Genomic DNA, 10983 nt, shown 5'->3' with positions numbered 1-10983 from the left:
TCACGAGCTGTCCCGGATTTCGCTTCGCTCCATCCGGGCTACGAGCAAAGTTATTTTCCGGCGAGCGCCCTAACGTGCTGGATAATTCCGGAAAAGTCGACCCCGCCGTTACCAGAGGCATCGAACGCCTTATAGATTTCCTGGGCATGCTTGCCGAGCGGCGTGACCGCACCGGCGGTGTTGGCGGCGTCCTGCGCGAGCGTCAGATCCTTCACCATCAGGTTCGCGGCGAAGCCGGGCTTGTAGCCGTTATTGGCGGGCGAGGTCGGAACCGGGCCCGGCACGGGGCAATAGCTCGTGATCGCCCAGCACTGGCCTGACGACGTCGAGGCGACGTCGAACAGCGCCTGATGCGAGAGCCCGAGCTTCTCCGCCAGCACAAACGCTTCGCCGACGCCGATCATGGAAATGCCGAGGATCATGTTGTTGCAGATCTTGGCCGCCTGCCCTGCGCCGGGGCCGCCACAATGCACGATCTTCTTGCCCATGTTCTCGAGCACGGGCTTGGCCGCGGCGAACGCCTTCTCCTCGCCGCCGCACATGAAGGTGAGCGTCGCCGCCTTGGCGCCGCCAGTGCCGCCGGAGACCGGCGCATCTACCGACAACACCCCATACTTCGCCGCAAGCGCATGCGCTTGTCTGGCGCTTTCGACATCGATGGTCGAGCTGTCGATGATGAGCGCCCCCTTGGTCACCGCAGGCAGGACCTCGTTCCACACCGACAGCACGTGCTTGCCGGCCGGCAGCATGGTGATGACGATGTCGGCACCCTTCACCGCGGCGACGCTGCTCTCTGCGATCGCAGCGCCATCACCCTTCGCCTGATCGCGCGACGCCGCCACCAGGTCGAACGCCGTCACCTTGTGGCCGGCTTTTACCAGATTGGCAGCCATCGGGCCGCCCATGTTGCCAAGGCCAATGAATGCGATCGTTGCCATCTCGATGTCCTCCCCGTCCTGTCTTCTATTTTTCGAATGTCAATTCGTCGGCGCCGATCTCGGCGAAGTATGGCGCCAGCATCTCCGCGGTCACGTCCTCGACCCGCGGCGGCGACCATTTCGGATTGCGGTCCTTGTCGATCACGGCGGCGCGCACGCCCTCGCGAAAATCGTCGCTGGCGAACACCGCGAGCGCGGCGCGATATTCCCGCACCAGGCATTCCTCCAGCGAGGACGACGTGCGTGCCAGCCGCAACAGCTTCAGCGTCACCACCATGCCGCGCGGCGACTTCTCGTTCAGCACCTTCAACGTCGACAGCGCGAACTCCGAGCCGTCGCGCTGCAGCGATGCGATGATGTTTTCCATGCGACCATGCGCGAACCAGGAATCGATCCTGGGCTGCATCGCCGCGGCAGGACCTGATGTCTCGCCGGTCGCAAAGCCGTCGATCAGTTTCCTGACCTCGGCGTGTGTCACACCGGCGCCGACCTTCGTCAGCGCCGCGCGCAATTCGGGCAATTTCGACGACGGCACCTCGGCGTCGGCGAATTTCGCATAGATCGCATCGGGCCCGTTCATGGTCTGCCCGGTCAGGCCAAAGTAAGCGCCGACTTCGCCCGGTGAACGCGACAACAGCCAAGTGCCGCCGACGTCAGGAAAAAAGCCGAGGCCCACTTCGGGCATCGCCAGTTTCGTGCGCTCGGTGACGACACGGTGCGAACCGTGGCCGGACAGGCCGACGCCGCCGCCCATCACCAAACCATCCATGAACGCCACGTATGGCTTCGGATATTTCGCGATCCGCGCGTTCATGATGTATTCCTGGCGCCAGAACCGCTTGCCGAGATCGCCTCCCGCCTTGGAGCTCTCATAGAGCCCGCGGATGTCGCCTCCAGCGCAGAGGCCGCGTTCGCCGGCGCCTTCCAGCAGCACGACGGCAACAGCAGGATCGGCCTCGAACTGGTCCAGCGCCGCGTCGATGCCCTCAGACATCTCCAGCGTCATGGCATTGATCGCCTTGGGACGGTTGAGGCGGATCACGCCCGCCGCCCCTTCGCGGCGAACGATCAGGTCGCCTTCATCCTGCACGGCAGCCGTCATCGCGCTCCCTCAATCAACTTCCGCGCCACGATCAGCCGCATGATCTCGTTGGTTCCTTCCAGGATCTGGTGCACGCGCAAATCGCGCACGATTTTCTCGACGCCATATTCGCTGAGGTAACCGTAGCCTCCGTGGAGCTGCAGCGCCTGGTTGGCGACTTCAAAACCGACATCGGTGCCGAAGCGCTTTGCCATCGCGCAAAGCTTGGTCGCCTCGGGATCCCTACGGTCGAGCGCGGCGGCGGCGCGCCAAAGGAAGGTGCGCGCGGCCTCCAGCTCAGTCGCCATGTCGGCGACGCGGAACTGCAGCGCCTGGAATTCATCGAGCCGCTTTCCGAAGGCCTTGCGGTCCTTCATATAGGCGAGCGCCTTGTCGAGCGCACTCTGCGCGCCGCCGAGCGAACACGCGGCGATGTTGAGCCGGCCGCCGTCGAGCCCGGCCATCGCGATCTTGAAGCCGATGCCCTCCTCGCCGAGCCGGTTCTCGACCGGCACGCGCGCGTTCTCGAAGATCACCGCGCGGGTCGGCTGCGCATTCCAGCCCATCTTGCGCTCATTGGCGCCGAGCGAGAGGCCGGACGTGTCGGCGGGAATGACCAATGTCGAGATGCCGCCGGGACCATCGCCGCCGGTGCGGACCATCACCACATAGAGATCGCCGCCGCCGGCGCCCGAGATGAACTGCTTCTGGCCGTTCAGCACGTAATGATCGCCGTCGCGCACCGCGCGGGTACGCAGCGCCGCGGCGTCCGAACCCGAGCCCGGCTCGGTCAGGCAATAGCTCGCCAACAGCTCCATGGTGCAGAGCTTTGGCAGCCACTTCTGGCGCTGCGCGTCGTTGCCGAAGGCATCGATCATCCAGGACGCCATGTTGTGGATGGAGATGTAAGCCGACACTGTCGGACAGCCGGTCGCGAGCGCCTCGAAGATCAGCGCCGCGTCGAACCGCGTCATCGCTGAGCCGCCGACATCGTCCTTGATGTAGATGCCGCCCATGCCGAGGGCCGCCGCCTCGCGCATCACGTCGACCGGAAAATGCTTCTCCTCGTCCCAGCGCAGCGCGTGCGGCGCGATCTTCTCCGCCGCAAACGCCCGCGCCATGTCGCGAATGGCGATCTGGTCCTCGTTCAGAGCGAACTGCATAGCGCCCGCCTCGCGCGAGGTCACTTCATCGTCGGGATCGAGAACTCCGCACCTTCCTTGACGCCCGACGGCCAGCGCGAGGTGACCGTCTTGGTCTTGGTGTAGAAGCGGATCGAATCCGGGCCGTGCTGGTTGAGGTCGCCGAAGCCAGACTTCTTCCAGCCGCCGAAGGTGTAATAGGCGATCGGCACCGGGATCGGCACGTTGACGCCGACCATGCCGACATTCACCTTGGCGGCGAAATCGCGCGCCGCATCGCCGTCGCGCGTGAAGATGGCCACGCCATTGCCGTAGTCATGGTCCGACGGCAGCGCCAGCGCTTCGTTGTAATCATGCGCGCGCACCACGGACAGCACGGGGCCGAAGATCTCTTCCTTGTAGATCCGCATGTCCTTGGTGACGTTGTCGAACAGCGAACCGCCGAGATAGAAGCCTTTCTCGTAGCCCTGCATCTTGAAGCCGCGGCCATCGACGGCAAGCGTCGCGCCTTCCTTGATGCCGATGTCGATATAGCTCTTGACCTTCTCGACCGCCTCGCGCGTCACCAGCGGGCCGTAATCGGCGGAGGGATCGATCGAGGTGCCGATCTTCAAGCTTTCCACGCGCGGGATCAGCTTTTCCATGAGACGGTCGGCGGTGGTCTTGCCGACGGGAACCGCGACCGAGACCGCCATGCAGCGCTCGCCGGCCGAGCCGTAGCCGGCGCCGATCAGCGCGTCGACCGCCTGGTCCATGTCGGCGTCGGGCATCACGATGGCGTGGTTCTTGGCGCCGCCGAAGCACTGGCAGCGCTTGCCGGTGGCGGCCGCACGCTCGTAGATATATTGCGCGATCGGCGAGGAGCCGACGAAGCCGATCGCCTTGATGTCGGGGTCGTCAAGGATGGCGTCGACCGCCTCCTTGTCGCCGTTGACGACGTTGAGGATGCCCGGCGGCAGGCCGGCCTCGATCATCAGTTCCGCAAGCCGCATCGGCACGCCGGGATCACGCTCGGATGGCTTGAGGATGAACGCGTTGCCGCAGGCGATCGCGGGCGCGAACTTCCACATCGGGATCATCGCCGGGAAATTGAACGGCGTGATGCCGGCAACGACGCCGAGCGGCTGGCGCAGCGAATAGATGTCGATGCCGGGGCCGGCACCCTCGGTATATTCGCCCTTCATCAGATGCGGGATGCCGCAGGCGAACTCGACCACTTCAAGGCCGCGCTGGATGTCGCCCTTGGCGTCGGGAACGGTCTTGCCGTGTTCGCGGGCGAGCAGCTCGGCGAGCTTGTCGTAGTCGCGCTGCACCAGTTCCAGGAACTTCATCATGATGCGGGCGCGCCGCTGCGGGTTGGTCGCCGCCCATTCGGGCTGCGCGGCCTTGGCATTCTCGACCGCGGCGCGCAGCTCGGCCTTCGAGGCGAGCGCCACCTTGGCCTGCACATCGCCGGTCATCGGCTCGAAGACGTCAGCCGTCCGGCCCGAGGTGCCCTTGACCTCCTTGCCACCGATGAAATGTCCGATTGAACGCATGAAAACCTCCCTGGTCCCGGCCGAACGCCTGATCCGCACCTAGATCGCTTTACAAACCCTATCGACCCGCATTTTATGGGATTCAAGTCCGATAAATTGCACCATAGATGTGCGGAAATGCTGGATCAAGGCGGCGCGATCGACTGGGATGATTTTCGCTTCGTGCTCGCCATCGTGCGCGGCGGATCGGTGTCGGCTGCGGCAAAACAACTCGGCGTCGATCATGCCACGGTGATCCGCCGTGTCGACCGGCTGGAGCATCACCTTTCGGCGAAGTTGTTCGACCGCCGCAAGACCGGCTACCTCCTGACCGAAGCCGGCCAGCGCGTCGCCGACAGCGCGGAGGCGATGGAATCGACCATCGTCGCCAACCAGGAGGCGGTCGGCGGCTCGCGCGCGCATCTGACCGGCACGGTCCGGATCGGCGCGCCCGACGGCTTCGGCAGCCACTTCCTGGCCTCGCGCCTGGTTAAATTCACCGACCGGTATCCCGATGTCGATCTGCAGTTGGTGGCGACCGCGCGATTGTTCAGCCTGTCGAAGCGCGAGGCCGATATCGCGATCAGCCTGTCGATGCCGAAGGAAGGCCGCATCGTCGGCCGCAAATTGCTCGACTACAGCCTCGGCCTCTACGCGGCGCCCGCCTATCTCGACCGCGCGCCGAAGATCACCGCGCGCAGCGATCTGCCGACGCATCGCTTCGTCGGCTATATCGAGGAACTCTTGTTCACGCCCGAGCTCGACTATCTGCCGCAGGTCTCGCCCAAGATCTCCGCCAAATTCCGCAGCGCCAATCTGATCGCGCAGCTCAACGCGACCATCGCCGGCTACGGCATTGCCGTGCTGCCGCATTTCATGGCAACGGCGCGTCCGGAATTGCGTCCTGTGCTGCCGGACGAGGTGCGGATCTCACGCACCTTCTGGCTGTTGATGCACGCCGACAGCAAGGACCTCGCCCGCATCCGCGCCGTGGCGGATTACATCTACGAGACGGTCGAGGACGAGCGCGCGCTGTTCAATGGGTATGAGCCGCCCGCCACAACAACACCGCGTCGTCCCGGCGAAAGCCGGGACCCATAACCACAGGGAAGTGTTGTGGTGCGAGCAAGCAGTTATAGCCTCGCACCTCATCAAGTCCTGTGGTTATGGGTCCCGGGTCAAGCCCGGGACGACCCAGGTGGGCGCAGTGGGGGCTTCAATGCGCCTTTGCGCGCGGCTTCTTGGCCACAGGCTTCGCGGCGGCACGAGGCAATACGGCTTCGCGGCCGGCGGCGAGGATCTCGTCGGAGAACTCGCCATTGCCGGCGATGCGGGACATCACGACGGTTCCCATCATGGTCGCGAGCGCTGCCATCGCCTGCTTGCGTGCGGCCTTCGGCGGCACGTCCAGAATCTGGTCGGCCACCATATCGATCATCCGCTCCAGCTTGGCGGCGAACGCCTTGCGCGTCTTCGGGCTTTCGCGGGCGATCTCGGCGCCGAGAGACGGAACCGCGCAGCCGCGGCCGGGATCGTCGCGGTGCGTCGTCGTCAGATAGGAATCGACGATGGTCGCCAGCCGCTTCTCCGGCGGCGTCTCCTCAACGATCTTGCGCCAGCGCTCGTTGGCGCGGTCCATGGCGTAGCCGAACGCCTCGATCACCAGCGCCTCGCGGGAATCGAAATGGGCGTAGAAGCCGCCATGGGTCAGTCCGACCTCCTTCATCAGGTCGGCGACGCCGATGCCATGGGCGCCGCGCTCGCGCAGCCTGACCGAGGCCTGTTTCACGATCCGCTCGTGGGTCTCCGCCTTGTGTTCTTTCGAATAACGCATGAGGGTCTCATTGGATGTTTCCGGTCATATAATAGCATCAAGACGTAAAGAAAGCTGTAGCTATTTCAAATTCGCGCCACCGATCATGGCGAAGGTCGCGGTAGAGTGCACTGCAAGATTGCCGGCGCCGTCGCGGACGAAACCTTCGGTGTAGCTGTTTTGGCGGCCGAGCTTGATGACCTTGCCCTCGGCGCGGATCGTGCCTGAACGCACCGAGAGCGGTCGCAGATATGTGAGCTTCAGGTCGAGCGTAACAGAGGTCTGGCCAGCGGGGAGCATGGTCGAGATCGCGCAGCCCATGGCAGTATCGAGCAACGCCGCGGCGGTCGCGCCGTGCAGGAGACCGATCGTGTTCTCGAGGCTCTCCTCGGGATCAAGTTCCATCACGATCCGGCTGGGCTCGACGACCGCCATCCGGAAACCGATCAGCTTGGCGAACGGCGGCGGCGGCAGGACACCGTCGCGAATCCCGCACATCGCTTCCATGCCCGACATCGCGGCAGCGACCTTCGCGGTCGGTCCAGGCGCCTGCCAATTCACCACTCGCTCGCGGCGGGACGCTGGCGAGAGCAGATCGGCAGTATCGGCGAAGGTCATGGCAACTCCTTTTGAATGACGTTAGATGATATTCATCATTCTATTGCACGCACTACTGCATCGCAACACCGGTTGCGCGACGGCTTGACAAGCGCCACGATTGTCCGGGAAGTGGCTGGATGTTCCCCTGCCCCGAGATGATCCCATGGAAATGCTCAATCCCCATTGCGGCGTCGACCGCGATTCCCGCGGCGTGGTCCGCCTCACCGTCTGCAACGCCGGTTCGCTGAACATCCTGAGTTCGGCCGTCACCGATGGCGTCCGCGAAGGATTCGAGAAGCTTGCCGATGACCGCGACATCCGCGCGGTAATCCTGGCCGGCCAGAGCGAGAAGAGCATGATCGGCGGCGCCGACATCAAGGAGATGGCCAAGCTCGAGCAGAAGTCGGCGGAAATCTTCATCACGCGACTGCGCGACCTCTGCGAGGCCGTGCGCCGATTCCCGGCGCCGGTCATCGCGCGAATGCCGGGCTGGTGTCTCGGCGGCGGGCTGGAAGTGGCCGCGGCCTGCGATTTCCGGATCGCAGCGCATGACGCGAGGTTCGGCATGCCCGAGGTGCGCGTCGGCATCCCCTCGGTGATCCATGCGGCGCTGTTGCCGCGACTGATCGGCTGGAGCCGCGCGCGTTGGCTGGTGATGACCGCCGAGAACATCGACGCACCGACCGCGCTCGCCTGGGGCCTCGTCGACAAGGTCGCAAAACAAGGCGAGCTTGACGCCGAGATCGAACACACCGTGGCGGCGCTGCTCGAATGCGGCCCCGAGGCGCTGCGCATCCAGAAGGACTTGCTGCGGCAATGGGAAGAACTGCCGCTGACGGAGTCGGTCAATTTGAGCGTGGGCGTGTTCGGGAAATCCTTCTTGACCGGCGAACCGCAGCGGCTGATGCAGGGGTTCCTGGGGCGGAAGCGCTAGTTGTCAGGCCCCGCGAAGGCGGGGCATCCAGTAACCACCGAACGTCGTTTTGTGGTTACTGGATCATCCGCCGGAGCCTGTCATCGGGCGGCGCTTCGCGCCGACCCGGTGGCGGATGATGACGGCGGTGCGGATGAAGCACGACAATTTCTCATGCGGGCGGGCGTTGCAATTTTTGCGGCGCATCATATGATCATCATCATGTGACCAAGAATCCTCCAGGGAGCCCGCCATGGCCAATGCCTTCGATCCCGTCGTCATCCTTTCCGCCGCCCGCACGCCGCTTGGCCGTTTCATGGGCGAATTGTCGCCGTTCAGCGCGCACAAGCTCGGTTCCCATGTGATCGGTGCGGCGCTGGAGCGGGCAAAGCTCTCGCCTGAGCGCGTCGACGAAGTGTTCATGGGCAACGTGCTGCCGGCCGGCCAGGGCCAGGCGCCGGCCCGCCAGGCCGCGCGCGGCGCCAAACTGCCCGATGCGACCGGCGCCACCACCGTCAACAAGGTCTGCGGCTCCGGCATGAAGGCAACCATGCTCGGCCACGACATCATCAAGGCCGGCTCGGCCGAGATCGTGGTGTCCGGCGGCATGGAGAGCATGAGCAACGCGCCGTATCTGCTTGCCAAGGCGCGCGGCGGCTATCGCGCCGGCCATGACCGCATCATCGACCACATGATGATGGACGGACTTGAGGACGCCTACGAGACCGGACGCTCGATGGGCGATTTCGGCGAGGCGACCGCGGAGGCCTATCAGTTCACGCGCAAGGACCAGGACACTTACGCGATGGAGACGCTGACGCGGGCGCGTAACGCGGTCGAGGGCGGCGCCTTCAAGGCCGAGATCGTGCCGATCACGATCACGGAGAAAGCGGGCCCGCGCGTGATCGCCAATGACGAGCATCCGCTCAAGGTCGACCCTGCCAAAATTCCCGGATTAAAGCCGGCATTCCGCCCCAACGGCACCATCACGCCGGCCGCCTCCTCCGCCAATGCCGACGGCGCCGCGGCGCTGATCCTCGCCAAGCGTTCGCTGGCCGATCGCGACGGCCTGCCGGTGCTGGCCGAGATCAAGGGCCATGCCACCCACAGCCAGGAGCCGCAATGGTTCACCACGGCGCCGATCCCGGCGATCCGCAAGCTGCTCGACAAGGTCGGCTGGAGCGCCGGCGACGTCGATCTGTTCGAGATCAATGAGGCCTTCGCAGTGGTGGCGATGGCCGCGCAGCGCGACCTCGGAATTCCCCGCGAAAAACTCAACATCAATGGCGGCGCCTGCGCGCTCGGCCATCCGATCGGCGCCACCGGCGCGCGGCTGATCGTGACGCTGCTGCATGCTCTGGAAGCGCAGAACCTGAAGCGCGGCGTCGCCGCGCTCTGCATCGGCGGCGGCGAAGCCACCGCGATCGCGGTCGAGCGCGTCCCGCACTAGACACAGCGTTTTCGAGCGAAGTGGATACCTGTTCGCGTGAAGAAAACGCGTCAAAACAAGAATCTGGCCTGATGTCCTGAAATGAGGGAAGTATGGCATTTACGTCATACATCCCTCGGGGCAGTATTTGCCTGACAGACTAACCTTCCCGTAGAATTTTCTGAGGCCCGATGATCTCGAACTGGCTGGCGGCCACCCTCACCCGCCGCAATATCCATTACGGCTGGGTGATGGTCGGCGTCACCTTCCTCACCGCGCTGATCGCCGCAGGCACGGTCGGCGCGCCCGGCGTCTTCATCGTGCCGCTGCAGAAGGAGTTCGGATGGAGCACGGCGGAGATCTCCTCCGCGCTCTCGATCCGTTTCATCCTGTTCGGATTGATGGCGCCATTCGCGGCTGCGCTGATGAATCGTTACGGATTGCGCAATGTGACCTTGGCGGCCCAGCTCATCGTGGTCTCTGGCCTGCTTGCCTCGCTCGCGATGACACAGGTCTGGCAGTTGGTGCTGCTGTGGGGTGTCGTGATCGGGATCGGCACCGGCATGACGGCGCTCGTATTGGGCGCGACGATCGCTGCGCGCTGGTTCGTCGCGCAGCGCGGCCTCGTCATCGGCATCATGACTGCGAGCGTCGCGACCGGCCAACTCGTCTTTCTGCCCCTGCTCGCGAGCCTCACTGAGCGCTTCGGCTGGCGGATTGCGCTGTCGCTGGTGTGCGTCGTGCTCGGCCTGTCCGCCTTCCTGGTGCTGCTCGTCATGCGCGACCGCCCGAGCGACGTCGGCCTCCGCCCGTTCGGCGACACCGGCAAGGAGCCGCTCCCCGCGCCGCCGCCAAGCAATGCACCGATCATGGCGGCGGCGCTTGGCACGCTGCGCGACGCCTCGAAGTCCCCGGTATTCTGGATCCTGTTCGCGACCTTCTTCATTTGCGGCGCCTCCACCAATGGCCTGGTCCAGGTGCACCTGATCCCGATGTGCCTCGATTTCGGCATTCCCCAGGTGCAGGCGGCGAGCCTGCTTGCCGCGATGGGCATTTTCGATTTCTTCGGCACCATCATCTCGGGCTGGCTGTCGGACCGCTACGACAACCGCTGGCTGTTGTTCTGGTATTACGGCTTGCGCGGGCTGTCGCTCATCTTCCTGCCGTTCACGGACTTCTCGTTCTACGGTCTGTCGCTGTTTGCGATGTTCTACGGGCTCGACTGGATCGCCACCGTGCCGCCAACCGTGCGCCTGACCGCGCAGAGTTTTGGTGCCGAGCGCGCCAATCTCGTATTCGGCTGGATCTTTGCCGGACATCAACTGGGCGCCGGTGCCGCCGCCTTTGGCGCCGGCCTGTCACGGACGGTGTACGAAAGCTACCTGCCCGCCTTCTTCATTGCCGGAGCACTCTGCCTCGTTGCAGCGTCGATCGCGCTGGCGATCAAGCGGCCGGCGCTGAAAGCGGCCGCGGCAGCCGCTTAGATCCCGTAGGGTGGGCAAAGCGCAGCGTGCCCACCTTTCCTTGCACCGAACGTGGATGGTGGGCAC

The 10983-nt window shown here is 64.7% G+C and carries 11 protein-coding genes; 5 read left to right on the top strand and 6 right to left on the bottom strand.

The window, feature by feature from the left end; genetic code table 11:
• Positions 1-50 precede the first annotated feature (50 nt).
• From mmsB to CWO89_RS33575, 4 genes are read right to left on the bottom strand one after another with little or no spacing between them, the layout of a single operon-like run.
• Positions 51-938 carry a 3-hydroxyisobutyrate dehydrogenase gene (mmsB, locus tag CWO89_RS33590; protein WP_130582776.1) on the bottom strand — a complete coding sequence of 296 codons (888 nt, stop codon included), beginning with the start codon at positions 936-938 and terminating at the stop codon, positions 51-53.
• Between the two features lie 25 nt (positions 939-963).
• On the bottom strand, positions 964-2040 hold the full coding sequence (locus CWO89_RS33585) for an enoyl-CoA hydratase/isomerase family protein (RefSeq protein ID WP_130582775.1): 1077 nt from the start codon (positions 2038-2040) through the stop codon (positions 964-966).
• Complete coding sequence (locus CWO89_RS33580; protein WP_130582774.1) at positions 2037-3182, bottom strand: isobutyryl-CoA dehydrogenase; 1146 nt, start codon at positions 3180-3182, stop codon at positions 2037-2039. Before CWO89_RS33580 ends, CWO89_RS33585 begins: the two co-directional genes overlap by 4 nt.
• Positions 3183-3202: 20 nt before the next feature.
• The gene (locus CWO89_RS33575; RefSeq protein WP_130582773.1) at positions 3203-4699 is read right to left on the bottom strand and encodes a CoA-acylating methylmalonate-semialdehyde dehydrogenase; all 1497 of its coding nucleotides are present in this window, start codon (positions 4697-4699) and stop codon (positions 3203-3205) included.
• A gap of 117 nt (positions 4700-4816) precedes the next feature.
• Here CWO89_RS33575 and CWO89_RS33570 point away from each other — a divergent pair, with 117 nt between their 5' ends.
• The gene (locus tag CWO89_RS33570; RefSeq protein WP_130582772.1) at positions 4817-5779 is read left to right on the top strand and encodes a LysR family transcriptional regulator; all 963 of its coding nucleotides are present in this window, start codon (positions 4817-4819) and stop codon (positions 5777-5779) included.
• A 115-nt stretch (positions 5780-5894) separates the two neighbouring features.
• Here the strand turns inward: CWO89_RS33570 and CWO89_RS33565 are convergent, their stop codons facing one another.
• Entirely contained in the window at positions 5895-6512 is a 618-nt protein-coding gene (locus CWO89_RS33565) for a TetR/AcrR family transcriptional regulator (protein WP_130582771.1), read from the bottom strand.
• A 60-nt stretch (positions 6513-6572) separates the two neighbouring features.
• Positions 6573-7109 (bottom strand): PaaI family thioesterase, encoded by a 537-nt coding sequence (locus CWO89_RS33560; protein ID WP_130582770.1) that lies wholly within the window; start codon positions 7107-7109, stop codon positions 6573-6575.
• A gap of 145 nt (positions 7110-7254) precedes the next feature.
• On the opposite strand from CWO89_RS33560, the gene CWO89_RS33555 reads away from it, so the two are divergent.
• The 4 genes from CWO89_RS33555 (at position 7255) to CWO89_RS33540 (ending at position 10917) form a co-directional block, all read left to right on the top strand.
• Complete coding sequence (locus CWO89_RS33555; protein WP_130582769.1) at positions 7255-8025, top strand: enoyl-CoA hydratase; 771 nt, start codon at positions 7255-7257, stop codon at positions 8023-8025.
• Entirely contained in the window at positions 8026-8232 is a 207-nt protein-coding gene (locus CWO89_RS33550; protein ID WP_130582768.1) for a hypothetical protein, read from the top strand.
• A gap of 25 nt (positions 8233-8257) precedes the next feature.
• Positions 8258-9454, top strand: coding sequence for an acetyl-CoA C-acyltransferase (locus CWO89_RS33545; protein WP_130582767.1), 1197 nt, complete (start codon positions 8258-8260; stop codon positions 9452-9454).
• Between the two features lie 170 nt (positions 9455-9624).
• Positions 9625-10917, top strand: coding sequence for an MFS transporter (locus CWO89_RS33540; RefSeq protein WP_130582766.1), 1293 nt, complete (start codon positions 9625-9627; stop codon positions 10915-10917).
• The last annotated feature ends 66 nt before the right edge of the window (positions 10918-10983 follow it).

The sequence above is a fragment of the Bradyrhizobium sp. Leo170 genome, from assembly GCF_004296405.1.
In the GTDB taxonomy this organism is placed as follows: Bacteria; Pseudomonadota; Alphaproteobacteria; order Rhizobiales; family Xanthobacteraceae; genus Bradyrhizobium.
This window is presented reverse-complemented; position numbering and strand designations above follow the sequence as displayed.